Annotated in this window: 7 protein-coding genes; all 7 read right to left on the bottom strand. The window is 40.6% G+C overall.

Going from position 1 to position 17,332, the window contains the following annotated elements:
- Positions 1 to 419 precede the first annotated feature (419 nt).
- The 7 genes from A3EE_RS0112945 to A3EE_RS0112915 all read right to left on the bottom strand — a co-directional run bounded on the left by A3EE_RS0112945 (position 420) and on the right by A3EE_RS0112915 (position 16,763).
- Positions 420 to 9,296, bottom strand: a complete 8,877-nt coding sequence (locus A3EE_RS0112945; protein WP_018343878.1) for a glycosyl hydrolase family 8 — start codon at positions 9,294 to 9,296, stop codon at positions 420 to 422.
- Between the two features lie 232 nt (positions 9,297 to 9,528).
- Entirely contained in the window at positions 9,529 to 10,452 is a 924-nt protein-coding gene (locus A3EE_RS0112940; protein WP_018343877.1) for a YihY/virulence factor BrkB family protein, read from the bottom strand.
- Positions 10,449 to 10,859 carry an acyl-CoA thioesterase gene (locus A3EE_RS0112935; RefSeq protein WP_018343876.1) on the bottom strand — a complete coding sequence of 137 codons (411 nt, stop codon included), beginning with the start codon at positions 10,857 to 10,859 and terminating at the stop codon, positions 10,449 to 10,451. Before A3EE_RS0112935 ends, A3EE_RS0112940 begins: the two co-directional genes overlap by 4 nt.
- Positions 10,860 to 10,861: 2 nt before the next feature.
- Entirely contained in the window at positions 10,862 to 11,908 is a 1,047-nt protein-coding gene (gene mltG / locus A3EE_RS0112930) for an endolytic transglycosylase MltG (protein WP_018343875.1), read from the bottom strand.
- Between the two features lie 449 nt (positions 11,909 to 12,357).
- Positions 12,358 to 13,548: an enoyl-ACP reductase FabV gene (fabV, locus tag A3EE_RS0112925; protein WP_018343874.1), complete on the bottom strand. Its 1,191-nt coding sequence runs from the start codon at positions 13,546 to 13,548 to the stop codon at positions 12,358 to 12,360.
- A 453-nt stretch (positions 13,549 to 14,001) separates the two neighbouring features.
- Complete coding sequence (locus A3EE_RS0112920) at positions 14,002 to 15,003, bottom strand: glycoside hydrolase family 5 protein (RefSeq protein WP_026209762.1); 1,002 nt, start codon at positions 15,001 to 15,003, stop codon at positions 14,002 to 14,004.
- A gap of 656 nt (positions 15,004 to 15,659) precedes the next feature.
- On the bottom strand, positions 15,660 to 16,763 hold the full coding sequence (locus A3EE_RS0112915; protein ID WP_018343872.1) for a helix-turn-helix transcriptional regulator: 1,104 nt from the start codon (positions 16,761 to 16,763) through the stop codon (positions 15,660 to 15,662).
- Positions 16,764 to 17,332 lie beyond the last annotated feature (569 nt).

Genomic DNA, 17,332 nt, shown 5'->3' with positions numbered 1-17,332 from the left:
TCGGAACTTTATAGGTTTGTTGTAATGCTATCGCGGACACGATTAAAGGATTGCAGGATAGACACGATTACTGCGGCGGTTATTTTTTCCTTTTGTGGTGATTGGGTTCGGATTTTATTAAGATTATCGAAACGAAACCCATACGTTTTTTTCATCGATGGACCTGCTCCTTAAGTTATAATCTTTGATTCGTGGAATCGTTGTTTAGTTATGTATGGCTGTTACACTTTCAGAACCTTATAGGTTTGTTGTAATGCTATCGCGGACACGATTAAAGGATTGCAGGATAGACACGATTACTGCGGTGGTTGTTTTTTTCTTTTGGGGTGATCGGGTTCGGATTTTATTGAGATTATCTAAACAAAAAAGGCTCCCCCGATAGTTATCGGGGGAGCCTTTTGTTTTAGATCTTACGATCCTTATTGTTTGATCAATCTTTGTACGATCATACCTTGTGCTGTTGCTACTTCTACAAAGTATACGCCTGAAGGTAATTCCTGTATATCTAATTGTCTTGTAGCTTCAACTACAGAAGAGAAGTTTTTAATAATTGCTCTGCTTCCATCTGCGCTGTATACTGTTACTACAACTTCGTCATATGCACCGTTGAATTCGATGTTTGAGTAGCCTAATGCAGTCGGGTTCGGGAACATTGAGATGTCTGTGCTGCTTAATGATCTTAACGCTGTAGGTGTACCAACATTTACGCCTGCATTGAATGTGAATGTACCGTCCGTATTGTTGGTGGTAAGGATCGTGATTGTACCCCATGTTGTAGCACTTGCATTGGTCGGCGTACCTGTAATGGTAAATGTAACGCTTTGACCTGCAGAGACTGTTAACGGCTTAGGTTTAGTAGCACTGAATCCTGATGTTGCAACGATGTTTGTGATTATTAAATCCGCGCCACCGATGTTTGTAATTGTATAGATATGCGGCTGCGTTGGTGTATTGATCAATGCTGAACCGATTACCAATGAACCGTTGTTTGCAACGATTACTCCATCGTAGTTTTTCAATTGAATGGCCGGACCTGCAGGAGCTCCTGTACCTGTTGCTGTTACATTGATTTTGAAATCACCACCTGGGTCATTGCTTGGTATTACAATCTGACCTGTTGATGTACCAACCGCAGATGGTTTTGCTGTTACTGTGAATGTACCCGATGCACCTGGTGCGATTGTAGTCGGTGACACTTGCGTTACAATAAAGTCCGGATTAGTTGATGTGATATTAGCTACATTAAGTGGTAACGTACCTGTATTAGTGATTGTGAATGTGTACGGAGATGTAGGATTTCCTACTACTGCCGAACCAATAGATACCGCAGGACCGTTGTTTGTTGCACCCGGAACGCTTACTGTGGCCTGAGGAGCGGTAGTACCTGTTACGGATACGTTTACTACAAACGATGGTGTTGTAGGATCGTTGGTAACGATTGTGATCGTTCCTGTATTTGCTCCTACTACTGAAGGTGTTCCTTTTACAGTGAACGTTGCTGTTCCGTTTGCTGCGATTGTTGCCGGTGCTGCCGGAGAGATCGCTGAGATAGCGAATCCTGCAGAACCTGTGATCGAAGTTAATGTTAACGGTGCATTACCTGTATTTTTAATTGATAACGATGTGTATGCAGTTCCTGCTGTTGCAACTACTGCTGAACCTACTGAGATTGCAGGAGTATTGTTGTTTGCAACGTTTGCACCGCTATTCAATACTTTTAATGCCGGTGCAGGAGGTGTTGTACCTGTTACCGTAACGTTTACTACAAATGAAGGTGTTGTAGGGTCGTTGGTAACGATTGTGATGGTTCCGGTATTTGCACCCAATGCAGCAGGAGTTCCTGTTACGGTGAATGTAGCAGTACCGTTTGCTGCGATCGTTGCAGGTGTTGTTGGAGTAACCGCTGAAATAGCGAATCCTGTAGAACCTGTGATCGAAGTCAATGTCAATGCAGCTAAACCTGTATTCTTAATAGAGAACGACGTATATGCTGTTGCCGCAGAACCTGCTACTGCAGAACCTACTGAGATTGCTGTAGCGTTGTTTGCTGTTACCGGTGTTCCGCTGTTCAATACCTGTACTGTAGGTGTTGGAGCTGCTGTACCTGTTACGCTAACATTTACTACAAACGAAGGTGTTGTAGGATCGTTCGTTGCAATGGTAAGTGTACCTGTATTTGCACCTATTGCTGCAGGAGTACCTGTTACTGTAAATGTAGCAGTACCGTTTGGAGCAATCGTTGCAGGTGTTGCTGGAGTGATTGCTGAAACAGCAAATCCTGTAGAACCTGTAATCGATGTCAATGTTAACGGTGCCGTACCTGTATTTTTAACAGAGAACGAAGTATACGCTGTAGCTGCTGTAGCAACGGTAGCTGTACCTACTGATATAGCAGGTGTATTGTTGTTTGTTACGGTTGCTGCTGCATTCAATACCTGTAGTGCAGGAACTGTTCCTGTTACAGACACATTGATCACAAACGATGGTGTTGTAGGATCGTTGGTCACGATAGTGATCGTTCCTGTATTTACACCGTTTACTGCTGGAGTACCTGTTACTGTGAAAGTTGCTGTTGCACCTACTGCGATTGAACCAGGCGTTGTTGGAGTGATCGCTGAAATAGCGAATCCTGTAGAACCTGTAACCGATGTAAATGTTAAGGCTGCTGTACCTACGTTCTTAACAGAGAACGATGTGTAATCTGTTGCTGCAGTACCTGTAAGTGCAGAACCAACTGAAATTGCCGGTGTTGCATTGTTTGTAAGAATTGCAGTTGTATTCAATACCTGTACAGCAGGTGTTGAAGCTGCGATACCTGTTACCGCTACATTTATTACAAATGAAGGTGTTGTAGGATCGTTGGTTACAATCGTGATTGTACCCGCATTTGCACCTAACGCTGCCGGAGTACCTGTTACGGTGAACGTTGCTGTTCCGCCTGCTGCGATTGATCCAGGTGTTGTTGGAGTAACTGCAGAAACTGCAAATCCAGCAGAACCTGTAACCGATGTAAATGTTAATGCTGCAGTACCTGCATTCTTAATAGAGAATGAAGTATATGCTGTTGCTGCTGAACCTACTGCAGACGAACCTACTGAAGTAGCAGGTGTTGCATTGTTTGCAAGCACTGTTGCGGCATTCAATACCTGTAATTGCGGAGCTACTGTTCCGGTTACGCTTACATTGATCACAAACGAAGGTGTTGTAGGATCGTTTGTTACAATTGTAATTGTACCTGCATTTGCACCAGCTACTGCCGGTGTGCCTGTTACGGTGAATGTTGCTGACGCACCAGCTGCGATGGATGCAGGAGCTGTTGGAGTGATCGCTGAGATAGCGAATCCTGTAGAACCTGTGATCGAAGTCAATGATAAGGCTGCTGTACCATTGTTCTTAACAGAGAACGATGTATATGCTGTTGCAGGAGTTGTAATACCTGCAGTACCTACTGAAATAGCAGGAGTAGCATTATTTACAAGAACAGTTGTTGTGTTCAATACCTGCAATGCCGGTAACGGAGCGGATGTTCCTGTTACGGATACATTTATAACAAATGAAGGTGTTGTAGGATCGTTCGTTACAATTGTGATTGTACCTGTATTTGCGCCTACTGCTGCAGGTGTACCTGTTACGGTAAACGTTGCTGATGCGCCTGCTGCGATTGTTGTCGGAGCTGCCGGCGTAACTGCAGAGATTGCAAATCCTGTAGAACCTGTGATCGAAGTAAATGTCAGGGCTGCTGCACCGTTATTCTTAATAGAGAACGATGTGTATGCTGTTGCAGCGGTTGCCACTACTGAAGAACCAACAGAGATTGCAGGTGTTGCGTTGTTCACAAGAACTGTTGCGCTGTTTAATACCTGTAATGCCGGTAACGGAGCGGATGTTCCTGTTACGGATACATTTATAACAAATGAAGGTGTTGTAGGATCGTTCGTTACAATTGTGATTGTACCTGTATTTGCGCCTACTGCTGCAGGTGTACCTGTTACGGTAAACGTTGCTGATGCGCCTGCTGCGATTGTTGTCGGAGCTGCCGGAGTAACCGCAGAGATTGCAAATCCTGTAGAACCTGTGATCGAAGTAAATGTCAAGGCTGCTGTACCTGCATTCTTAATAGAGAATGAAGTGTATGCTGTTGCAGCTGTTGCCACTACTGAAGAACCAACAGAGATTGCAGGTGTTGCGTTGTTTGTAAGAATCGCTGTTGTATTCAATACCTGTAATGCAGGTGTTGCAGCGGCAGTACCCGTTACCGATACGTTTATTTTAAACGATGGCGTTGTAGGGTCGTTGGTTACAATTGTAATTGTGCCCGTATTTGCACCTACAGCTGCAGGAGTACCTGTTACAGTAAATGTTGCTGTTCCGCCTGCTGCGATCGTTCCCGGAGCTGTTGGAGTGATTGCTGTAACAGCAAACCCTGTAGAACCTGTGATCGAAGTCAATGTTAACGGTGCAGCACCAGTATTCTTAATAGAGAATGATGTATATGCAGTTGCTGCAGTTGCAACCGTAGCAGTACCAACTGAAATAGCCGGTGTTGCATTGTTCACCAATACCGTTGTTGTGTTCAATACCTGCAATGCCGGTACTGTACCTGTTACGGTTATGTTTACTTTATAAGAAGGTGTTGCAGGATCGTTCGATGCAATTGTAACTGAACCTGTGTTTACACCTGCTGCTGCTGGTGTACCTGTTACTGTAAATGTTGCACTTCCTGCTACTGCAATCGGACCTGCAGGATTCAAAGCAGAAGCAGAGAAACCACTTGTACCGATAATCGATGAGATCGTCAACGGAGCAGAACCTGTATTATTAATTGTGAATGTATAAGCAGGTGTTGCTGCTGATCCTACCGGTCCTGAACCTACAGAGATTGCTGTGGTGTTGTTGTTTGCAACTGCTGCTGCTGCTGCATCCAATACAGATATTACAGGAACGCTACCTGTAACGGTAATGTTCACTACATATGAAGGAGTTGCGGGATCACTCGACACAACTGTTATTGTACCTGCATTTACACCCGTTGCTGCAGGAGTACCTGTAACTGTAAATGTTGAAAATGCACTTGGTGCAATTGGGCTTGCCGGTGACAGTGCTGTTACTGTAAATCCTGCAGATGGTGTTATTGAAGTAATCTTCAATGGAGCAGTACCTGTATTTTTAATGCTCATTGTATAAGCAGTAGCTGCTACTCCTACGGATGAAGTTCCAACATTGATCGGTGTTGTATTATTTGAAGCAATGATCGGAGACGATGTTAAACCACCATCCAATACTTTAATAATTGCTGACGTTGCTGTACCATTCAGGTAAATAACATAACTACCTTCATTTGAATCGTTGTTCAAAATAGTCAATGATGCAGATCTAGCACCTGTTACTGTACCTGTAGGTTTGAAATACACAGAGAAACCTGTTGCACCCAAAGAACCCACTGTTGTACTGAATGTCTGAGTTGTTGTTACCACAAAATCAGCTGCATTTGCACCACCTAATTTCAATACAGGTGTACCTGTCAGGTTCAATGTTTGTAAACCATTGTTCTGAATACTGAATGTAAGTGTAGTTGTACTATCACCAATTGCAGCAGTACCCATGTTGAATGCACCTGTGCTTGGGATATCCGTTGATGGCGAAGTTAATGCCTTTACATTGATCTCCGGAGCTGGTGCTGCGTATTTAAGATCATCAAATTCGTATGTTCTTGCTGCTGCAGTAGAAGATCCGCCAGAATATACTGCATTTGGATCTACAATGATATCTATAAACGCAACTGCTGTTGAGTTCATGATATTTGTATGATCAAAGCGTAAGTTCGTCCAGGTATTTGCTAATTGTATCGTATCTGTTACATCACTTAATGAAACACCAGCGGCATTTTTAAGCGACATAACTACTGCTACTTTTGCATTTGGAGAATATATTTTCAAGTCGATCAGGTTGTGACCCGGAGCTAAATCCAATTTGCCCTGACAAGCAGAGAAACGTACAGAAGTTCCTGCAGTAAGTGTACCTCTTGTAAATTCACCTACGATTGCACTTGTATTGATACCTGTTGGAGCAGGGTTTGCTTTAATTGTATTGAAAGCTGCTGCACCCGGGAACACAACTCCTAAATAACGGTTGTCTTCAAAGTCATTTAAAATATCTGTTGCAGGAATACCCGCTACGCAAGGTAAAGCAGTTTCAAGACGGATATCATCAAAATAGAATTTGTTGTTTGGTGATGAAACCGCTGAAAGGTCGTTTGGATCAAAGAAGATATCTATACCAAATACGTTCGGAAGGTTTGCTGCTGAAACAGCAGACAAATCAAAATAAAGTCTGTGCCATTTGTTTGCAAACACAGTTAATTGTGTGCTTGAAGCTGCATCATCCGGATATGTATCTATATCGGCAGCGCCATCCGGAACTTTAGCTGACATTTGAATAGAAGCATTTGCTACCGGAGAATATACCAGCATACTGATATACTTCTTTGTAGAAAGGTCTATTTTATTACCGCAACCATCGTATCTGAAACCATCGTCGTATGTTGCAGCATTGATCGTTTTTGTAAACTGACCAACGTTTGGAGATGTATTGATACCACCTGAAACCGGATTTGCTACAGGAGCAGAAAGTGCTGCTACTGCGTAATCCAATGTTGTATTTGTGTGTGCATCAAAATCCTGCAGTACGCCTGACAAGTCGTTTATACATGGATTGATACCGTATTTGATTTCATCGATGTAGAATGTTCTTGCAGATACGGCGGAATTTGCCGGTAAGCTGGAATATGCCATTAAGGGGTCAATTTGAATATCAAAGCATTTGATATTCGCTGTTAAGTTTGTTGGAGAAATGATTTTACTCAAATCGAACGTTAACAATTCCCACTGATTTGCTTTTGTAGTAGTAACACTAATATTACTTGAGTAATCTGCATTAATTGGCAACCATCCAGAAGTGGTTGTTAAATCCGGCTTCTGAGGTGAAAGTGTAATAGGAACACCTACAGCCGGAGAATAGAATAAGATCTGAACTGTCGGAGCAGCAGTTGTCATGTTGAATGCAACATATGTAGATGCTGCATGTGTTGCACCTGCAACTGTACCGCAATTGTAATAACGGATGATGTCATATTTACCATCCCATACTGTTGGTGTGGTTGTTCCTGCACTTGGTCGAACATAACTTGCCACAGTTGGGCTTAAGTCCAAACCTCCAACACTAGGATTGACTGCAATAGGTGAAAATGCGCCATGTGGAGCGAAAGCAATTTTCACATTCACGTTACCATCGTAGTCATTCAGTATATTATTTGAAGGTGACGAAGAACAAGCAATAGAATTTGCAGTCAGCAGCAACGTGAACGTTGGTGAAGTACCATCTGTTGTTGTCAGTGTCATAGTAGATGAACTATTGGTTACTGTTGCCGGAGCATTGTAACCAACCGTTAAATAACCAGTTGCACCAATAGCGATTGTCTTAGGAAGTATAGGAGCAGTTCCTAATAAAGAAAACGGTGGGGTTGTACCAGAGAATGATGCAGCACTGATTGTAAGTGGAGCATCACCTGTATTGGTAATTTTTAAAGTCTTATAACCAACGGAACTTGTAGTGAATGCACCCATTGCAAAAGTGGAACCGCTAGACAATACGTTAATTGTATCGTAAACTTTCATTTTAGCAGCTGTTGCATTGAGCGTTCCGATACCTGTGATGTTAATCGTATATGGATTTTCATCCGGATCGTTGCTTGCTATTGTTAATATAGCATTTTTTGTACCTGTAGTTGTAGGGTTAAATGTAACAACAAAAGTTGTTGTTGCACCTAAAGTCAATGAATTGGCAGAAGGTTGTGCAACTGAAAACTGGGTTGCATCTGTACCTGACAATGCTACTTTAGTTGTTCCTGTTAAATTTAATGTAGTAAAACCTAAGTTTTCAATTGTAAATGTAATTGGTTTACCTGTTCCCGGAGGAGCAATCTGCTGATTTTGGAAGTCAAATGTAGTACCAGTCAATACATTGTTTGTAGCTTGACGTACATTTATTTCCTGAATAGAAGTTGTACCTGGTTTCCAGTAGTTACCTGACATCATGAATAAGGCAACGCAACGTAATGTATTACCAAAATATCCTGAAAGTGTTGATTGTTTGATTACATCTTTTGTGTTCTTTGTTTCAGTATACATTGAGTTCATCAATGTCTGGTTTGAAGAACCCATTACAGCTGTTGCAAATGTTGCAACGAATGTTGCGTTGTGCGCATAACCTGAATAGTTACCTCCAGTTTGGTATAAAGGACCACCTACGTTACCAGCAGATCCTCTGCCACTCAAATACGTAGCAATTTTACCGCATTGTGTTTTACCTGCAGCACTGTTATTCCAGATAACGTCCTGCGCCATTCTCCATGGGTTACGACAAGCATCGTATCCATAACCGTCTGTTGCAGCATAACCTAGACCACCCGGGTTACATGTATTTCTATTACCACTTGGATTTGACCAATCTGAAATCAAACCGGTTGTACCGTCTGCATTTGCAGTAATTAATGAGTAAGCTGAATTAACTGCAGAGTTCCATGCGCCTGCATATGTTACATTGTTTGTAGCGAAAAAAGGATAATAAGCAGGAGACTGATAACTTGGGTTTCTACAGTTATCTGCAAAACCCCATCCATCTCCGTTGATCAATTGACCTGAAGAGTTCAATTCCAATTCTCTGATCGAAAACAACATGTTTGTTGCTTCAGAAGCATAGTCGAATGGACTTGTTGCAGTTGGCCACTGATTCTCTGCAATCAATAATGCCCATGCAGCATCTACATCGGCATCGGCAGCACTACCTGTACCACTTACTGTTGGACCGCAACCTTCAATTCTCCAGTTCATCAACTTCCCTGATTTACCAGAAGAGTTGGGAGATTTAAAGTTTTTCCAATATGTATATAAACCATCAAACAATACTTTATCGGCTGCATAGGCTGCTAATTGCATACCATATCCTATACCTTCTGATACTGTACGGTTGGGTTCATCAAATTTAATACGATACATACCACCGCTACATGCTTCGGTATACGCGTTTCTCCATTCGATATATGCGTCTGCAGCATCCTGAGACTTACCATAAGCTCCTCCAGAAGGAAGATTGGTTGGCATAATACCGTTGGTACCATAATTTGGGTTTGCACCGAATGGTACAACAGCCGTTGAGGAGTTGATTTGAGCCGAGAGCACTATCGAGGACATCCAGGCAATCAAAAACACAATAAGCTTCAGATTAAACTTCTTAATCATATAAGTTTGAGTTTTGTATTTATTTAGTAATAAGTTGAAGTATTGATATAATTACTAGTCTGCTAAAATAGGCAAAAAGTAACCGAATTCCGAAAAAAATTATACTTTATGTTAATAAATTCTAATATCAATACCCTCATTTTGAGTAAAAAAAGGCAATACTTTTTATTGTAACCTATACACTATCAATTCATTCTACTAGTAGAATTCGACATATTGTACGTCTAAAAAATTATTTTTTTGATACTCCGTGCGCCAAATTCAAAGATGCATTAATCTGAAAACCAACAAGAAGCATTAATATGTTCACAAAAACCAGCAATAAGAACCCGATCAATGCTCCTATGGATCCATACAATTTATTGTATGAATTAAAATGTTCGATATAATATCCGAAGCCGAGGGTGAATAAAAAGCATAGGATTGAAGCGGTAACCGAACCGATGGAGAAGAATTTCCATCGTTCGTGAACCGAAGGTGCTATAAAATAGATCACAGAAATGCTCATAATAATCAGAAAGAACATTACAAAGAGGCGCAAAAAGAACAAGAAATACAGTTGAAAACTAGCTACACCGAAGCCCTGCTCTACTCCATCGTACACGATTCTTAAAAACCAGGCCACAACACCGCCACCTACAACGACAAGGAACAATAAAAACAGAATGCTTGTGCTTACTACTAATTTGGAAAAAAAGCTTCGTTCGTCTTTGGTCTTATAGCAATGATTAAATGTATTGATGATTGAAATGATGCCGTTATTGGCAGCATAAAATGCAAATAAGAAACCGAAAGAGAGTAAGCCTTTGCGTGGAATTGCTATGATATCGGTTAATGTAGATTCAACAGAGGCAAAGATGCTTGCCGGCAGAAAGTCTGCCAATGCCTCCAGGATCTGTTTGTCGAGATTTGCGATCGGAACATACGGGATCAGTGTAAATAAAAAGATGATGCCCGGAAAGATGGATAAGAAAAAATCATACGTTATACTTTTAGCACGTACATTGATGTCGTCGTTGTTGAGCTTTTTAAATAAGATTCCTAAAAATATAAGCAAAGGCACCTTTCTATCTCCTACCTTCACTTTGGAAAGGCGATGTTTTGTATACATCGTAATCGGATGCGAATAAAATCTTGCTTTAGCTTTTTTAATCATGAGGCATAAAATTTTTCAAAATATGACATGAATTCCTGAGGGGGCAATATCGGTTTACCTGTACTGCTGTTTATAAATACCAAGGTGGTTTCGGCGATGGTAAGCAATACTTTTTCTTCATTGTATACTTCGTAATCGAATGTAATGCGAACACCGGGTTTTTGTTTAATACGTACGCGAATGGTAAGTAAGTCATCGTATTTAGCCGGTTTGATGTACTTCGTCTTGTATTCCAATACGGGCATCATAATTCCCGCATCTTCCATTTCTTTATAGGAAAAACCGATGTGCCGAAATGCTTCCACACGTGCTACTTCGAAATAGCTTGCGTAATTTCCATAATACACATATGACATTTGATCGGTCTCAGAATAGCGGACACGGATCTGCACATCATGTTCGATCATACTTAATGAATGTTGCGTTTGTTGAGACTTTTGCGATATGTATTTGCTTTGTTCACATGTGAACGATAATCTTCATTGAATGTATGGAAACCTGGTCTGGCAGGATCTGCAACGAAGAACAAATAATCGTGGGATTGATAATGCAATACTCTATCAATTGTTGTGATGGATGGCATATTAATAGGTCCCGGGGGCAAGCCAAGTACTTTATAGGTATTGTACGGTGAACTGCCTGCTGCTTCGATCAGGTCGTGATTGATACGTTTGATGGCGAAGTCGCCCAGGGCAAACTTCACCGTTGGATCTGCCTGTAAAGGCATGCCAATATTTAAACGGTTGATGTATACGCCTGCAACAATTGATTTTTCTACCGGTTGATTTGTTTCTGCATCTACGATGGAAGCAAGGATGGTTACCTGCACAGGAGTTAAGCCGGCAGCAGAAGCAAGGTCTTTACGTTCCTGTGTCCAGAAGGTATCGTACTCTTGTTTCATGCGGTTCATGAAATCTGTTACACTTAAGGACCAATAAAATTCGTAGGTGTTTGGCAAAAACATTGCTAAGACGGTAGATGTATCAAAGCCATATTTTTTACAGATATCGGGATTTGATAAAAGTCTTCCCAGGGTGTCTTTTCCAAAAGAAAACTTCCCTCCTATGCGTTCAATAAATTCAGACTTTAAACGAATGCTGTTGAATGTAATACGAATGGGGTCCTGAGCACCGCTGCGTAATTTGCGTACTACCTGTAAATTGGTTGAGCCGACAGGAATGATGTATCGTCCGGACTTCACATGCTCTTGATAGCCGAGCATTTTTGCAATGAAGGCAAAAGATGTTTTATCGTCGTATGCTTTATTTTTATCGAGCGTATCAATGACATCCTGAAATGTGGCGCCGGAGCGTATGTATAGAACATACTCCTTACTGTCTTCTTTGTTGCCGAAGTTCGCGGTAAAAAAGATCTGGTATACATAATAGGAAAGCATAACAAATGCAATCCCTACGCAGACTAATATATATTTAAAACGGTCTAAATTACTTTTCATTTTACTATAACGATGTTCGATAGAATTCCTTTCAAATGTACTATGCTTCTATGATTAATTAAACATAAAGTTGCATTTTTTATGCGCTTAGGGCGGAAGGCGGAATGCCTAAAGCTTAAGTATTAACGCGGAATGTTAAAGTTCTACTGTTACCTTGTCATGTGGTTGGCCGAAAAGGCACAACCACATGACAAGGTAGGATTGTAAATTATAGTGAGTTGGCAGACAAGGTTGTTGGTGATCCGCGTTGTTCTCTGCTCATTAACTCATCATCATAACTGGCGGAAACACCAACAACAGCAAAGCATCGTAGAGAAGCGGGTTGTTGGCCGATGGCACAACACCGGGTTTAGTGTGGCCAGCAAACAAGAGAGTCCCGCTTTTATGAAGCGGGACTCTCTTAAATATGAAACTCAAACGCTTTCAGCTTTAGGCCTTAAGCGTTCCGCTTATACCAATCCTTCGATCGTAAGATCTTCATTCACATCTGCAAGATAATCTACTTTATCTACTGCGAATCCGAACAGGTTTAAGAAATCATTTTTATATCCTTTCAGATCACCGATCTCTGCAAGGCTTTCGGTTGTTGCCTGTTCCCACAGGGCTGCAACTTTTGCCTGAACGTCTTCACGCATTTCCCAATCGTCGATACGGATACGTCCTTTTTCATCTGTAGGTACCGGCTTGCCTGTATACAAACGCTGTGCATACAAACGTTGAATCTGTTCGATGCAACCTTCGTGTATACCTTCTGCTTTCATTACTTTATACAATAATGAAATGTATAATGGAATAACGGGAATAGCGGAACTTGCTTGTGTAACCAATGCTTTGTTTACAGAAACATATGCTTTGCCATGTACCGATTTTAATTTATCTGTGATGGTAAATGCTGAAGCTTCTAAATCATCTTTTGCTCTACCTATTGTACCTTTGCGGTATACCGCTTCTGTCAACGCAGGTCCGATGTATGAATACGCTACTGTTTTAGCGCCTTCTGCCAAAACACCAGCTGCTAACATCTGATCGATCCACATACCCCAGTCTTCGCCGCCCATTACAGCTACCGTGTTTGTTATGTCTTCTTCGTTTGCCGGTTCAATAGAAACTGTTGATACATTTCCTGTATGAAAATCAACTGTCTTGTTGCTAAACGATGCACCGATCGGCTTCAATACGGAACGGTGTGTTACACCTGTAACCGGGTTTGTACGCACCGGTGATGCAAGGCTGTATATTACTAAATCAACCTGACCTAAATCAGCTTTGATCAAGTCGATTGTTTTTTGTTTTACTTCATTTGAGAATGCATCTCCGTTGATGCTTTTTGCATAGATGCCTGCTTTTTTTGCTTCTTTTTGAAACGCAACGGTGTTGTACCAACCCGGAGAACCCGGCTTACCTTCCTGTGCAGGCTTTTCGAAAAATACGCCTACGGTTGCTGCGTTTGATCCAAATGCACTTGTAATTCTTGAAGCTAAACCAAAGCCTGTTGAAGCACCTATCACAAGTACCTTTTTAGGTCCGTCGATAGCTCCTTTAGATTTCACATAATTGATCTGGTTTATCACATTCTGTTCGCAGCCTGTTGGATGAGAAGTTAAACAGATAAAGCCACGCATTCTTGGTTCAATAATCATAAATGTATTTATAAAGTTTAATCCGGTTTAGAACGAGATAAACATTTCTAAGAAAAAGAATGTCCACTCAACCTCAAATTTAATACAAATAAGTTAATTTAACTAAACTAGTGGTCAGTGGTCAGTTAGTGGACAGTAGGTAATTGATAGTGGATAATTCATTCTGTTCTATAATGCCATAGACCGTGGTTAAGATATTGGAGAGAAAAAATCAAATTGTGGTTGGCCGAAAAGGCACAACCACGACGAGTGTAAGCAAATGCTTGCGCCAGCGAGAAAAAATAATGCCATATTAATAATCCCATAGCTAAATCTATGGGCTATGCAGAAGGAGCTGATGTGAGTGAATGTAGGTTGCTGATATAAAAAGTCGTCAGACCACTGAAAAAGTGGTCTGACGACTGTGGAAATAGATGCAGTTGTTATTACTGTCTACTGTTTACTGACAACTGATTACTTTTTCTTTTTCTGTAGATCTGCGTTGTATTTTTTGATCAATTCTTCGCGGATGTATTTACCTGAAGGGGTTATCATGTAATCGTCCCAATTACTAATTCCGGCTTTGGGTTTTATGATGGAGGCGGTTTCGTTTTTATCGGATACGGACCAGTTGCACCAGCTCAATTTATATTTATCCATGAACGCAAACCATTCTTCTGTCTGCGCATAACCAATTTCACCGTTTCCTGAATAATCACAATCTCCGAACTCTGTTACAAAAAGTGCGATACCCATACTCATTGCTTTTTCAGCTTCGTCACGCAGATACTGTCCATGAGAGACTGCATAAAAATGTAGCGTGTACATAATGTTCGTTCCTTTGATCGGATCTGCTGCTGCTTCTGTAACCATCTGAGACCATTGGCGTGTACCAACAATAATGATGTTGTCGGGGTCGTGTTCACGTATTGCTGCAATCACCTCTTCTGCATAGGGTTTGATGTGATTTGTCCAGCTTGCATCCTGCAATGGCTCGTTGTAGATCTCATACAATACATTGGGATATTTGCCATATTTTTTTGCCATCGCTGCAAAGAATTTCTTCGCCATATCCGGATTCTTGTGTGCATGGTGACTGTGGTAATCAATGATGACATACATCCCCAATTCAATTGCTGCATCTACTACAGCACAGATCTTTTCCTGTTCGATTGACGGATTATGCGCATAGCCACCGTCTTCATCTACTCCCATAGCAGCACGAATTACCGTACATTTCCAATCGTTCTGAAGCCAAGCCATTGTTTCGGCATTGTAATACTGAGGCATCCATTGACTCCAGAATAAGGACATACCCCGCAGCTGCACCGTGTCCTTATACTGACCCATCATATAACTTCCGGATACAGATAAGTGACCGTAACGGGAAACAATATCTTTTTGAGCAAAAATGGAATGTGATACATAGAGGTTAAAAACAACCAACATGCACAACGTAACAAACATTCTTTTCATAACTTTTGGTTTTGGTTTAAGCAAACCTAGCTACGAATCAAAACTTTGAATTTGTATAAATTGAAGAAATATTTGCATTATCATAACAGATTGGTAGTCTTTATGATGTGATGAGTTTGCAAAAAACAGGGTATTCTTTGTAAAAGTATTAATGATTTGATTAATAATTAGTTAACAGTTGTAAGTGGACAGTTGTCCGTGAGAGATGACGCAACTATGCATATTTCAGTGAATGCTTTGTAAAAATTGTAATAAATTGATTTTAAGATTCTTATGATTTTTCTATTCTTAGTAATCGGATTAGGATTACGTATGGATGCACAAGCGAATGCTTGCGCCGAGGGGGCAGTATAAAGGTGGTTGGCAGTTTACGTGAATAAATAATAAAATATTTGATTGAGGTTTTGCAACGTACACGTGCCATACCACGGCGGAAATGATTGTTATTAAATAATCCTATAGTTAAAGCTATGGCTATGCAAAAGGGGTATTTGTGAGCGATTTTAATCCGTCACATAAATGTGACGGCAATGAAAGCCGGATCTTTCTTTTTGAAAATGGAGTTCTACTTTATGCTACAGCAAAAAATAAGCGTTCAATTTATAATTTATAACTCATGATTTATAATTGGCTGACCACTGTTTACTGACAACTGACTACTCCTTTTTTCTGTAATCGTTGGGCGACATACCTTCGTGCTCTTTGAATACACGATTAAAATGGGAAATGTGTCCGTAGCCTACTCGATAAGCGATGTCTGAAACGGGTACGTTTACATCTTTTAATAAACGTTTGGCTTCATTCAGGCGCAGTTGGTTTAGGTATTGCTTGAAGCTTAGCTGGTAAGCATTTTTTAATAACTGAGAAACTTTGGTTTCGGATAAACCTGTTCCTTCCTGAATGATCTTTAACGACAATTCGGAATTGTCATAATGAGATGAAAGATATGATACCAGCTTATCTAAATCTAATTCAGAATGATTTACCATTTCGATTGGTGTATAACGGATCTCAATCTTTTCAGTGGTTTGTTTAGGCGAAGCCTGTACGACAATAAAGAAATAGCACAACGCATAATATGCGGCAATCAAAATGACAGATAGAATATAAAACCATTTGACATCTTTTATGAACCGGACCTGTTTGATCGTAATTTTATCTTCGGTATTGCGTGCGATCAGTTGACAGTTTTGAATATTGATCATGTGCAAACGTGTAAAATCTACGTTTGCAAGATCTTTTTCAGAAATTCCTTCATTGACATACCACCAGGAAGGTGTGGTGAATTCTTTTAATGGTATTTGATAGGTATGTTCCCCCTGAATCAGATCCAGATCTTTGGTGATGTATTTTTCTGTCGCGCCTTTATTTGCTATGGTATCCGATGATGCTACGCCTAATAAAATCTGTGGACGTTTGGCAAGTGAGGTATACAATTCAATTTCAAAAATATCATAGGTATCTATAAATAGAAATTCACGGGCTTTTGATAACAGGGTTATTCCTGCAAAAGGGGCAGTATTGCCGGTATCTAATTTATAGGTAAATGTGATGGAGTCTTTGTTAGCTGACACAATTGAGGCTGTAGAATAATCAAGAGACGGCTTTATTGTATCTGAATAAGTATATAGATTATACGCCAGTGAATCCTTCACGGGTAACACGGTATATACCTTATGAGGTTTGTACAAAAAAAAGGCAACTAAAAAGAAGAGTATCGGCAAACAAAGAAGCGCTACTCTTAGTCCAAAGTTTTTCATTCGTATAAGTTAGGCTACTAAAATAGTAATTAGTGGTCAGTTGACAGTGGTCTGAGGTCAGAAATATTTTTTTTAGTAAACCAGTTAACAGTTGTCAGTTATCAGTGGTTAGAGTAAAGATGAATACTTAAGCCCGAAAACTATCATGCAGTCAAAGACTGCCTAATAAAACACACCAGTCACCGCTGCGGTCAGACTTGCGCCAGAGGAGCCAGAGAAACCAGAGGATTCGGAATTTCAAATTCCGAATAGCTGCTTTGATATTGTAGAACAAATGATGGTTGGCCGAAAAGGCACAACCTTTAGATTTACGCCGTAGTAAAATTCCAAGAAATAAGAATTCATATTTATCAAAGCGAAAGACGGTATCAACCGTCCTTCTGCAGTGATACGATTCTGTTTGGGTATATTTTTATTCTAAAGAATTCTAAATAAATTAATTAAAATAACCACCGGCAAAGGTGAACTATGGCGCAACTAGGTTAGACCTATCCGTGGATTTAGTCCTTTGCCGGCTTATTTGAACAGGCATCAAATAGAAATTTGAGTTCGCGGCTCAGTAGTAAGGT

This window comes from Cytophaga aurantiaca DSM 3654 (genome assembly GCF_000379725.1).
In the GTDB taxonomy this organism is placed as follows: domain Bacteria; phylum Bacteroidota; class Bacteroidia; order Cytophagales; family Cytophagaceae; genus Cytophaga; species Cytophaga aurantiaca.
This window is presented reverse-complemented; position numbering and strand designations above follow the sequence as displayed.

Bases quoted from the DNA above. Each gene is read 5' to 3' on its own strand.
- A3EE_RS0112945 (WP_018343878.1), bottom strand. From the start codon at position 9,296: ATGATTAAGAAGTTTAATCTGAAGCTTATTGTGTTTTTGATTGCCTGG.
- mltG (WP_018343875.1), bottom strand. From the start codon at position 11,908: ATGAAAAGTAATTTAGACCGTTTTAAATATATATTAGTCTGCGTAGGG.
- A3EE_RS0112920 (WP_026209762.1), bottom strand. From the start codon at position 15,003: ATGAAAAGAATGTTTGTTACGTTGTGCATGTTGGTTGTTTTTAACCTC.
- A3EE_RS0112935 (WP_018343876.1), bottom strand. From the start codon at position 10,859: ATGATCGAACATGATGTGCAGATCCGTGTCCGCTATTCTGAGACCGAT.
- fabV (WP_018343874.1), bottom strand. From the start codon at position 13,548: ATGATTATTGAACCAAGAATGCGTGGCTTTATCTGTTTAACTTCTCAT.
- A3EE_RS0112915 (WP_018343872.1), bottom strand. From the start codon at position 16,763: ATGAAAAACTTTGGACTAAGAGTAGCGCTTCTTTGTTTGCCGATACTC.
- A3EE_RS0112940 (WP_018343877.1), bottom strand. From the start codon at position 10,452: ATGATTAAAAAAGCTAAAGCAAGATTTTATTCGCATCCGATTACGATG.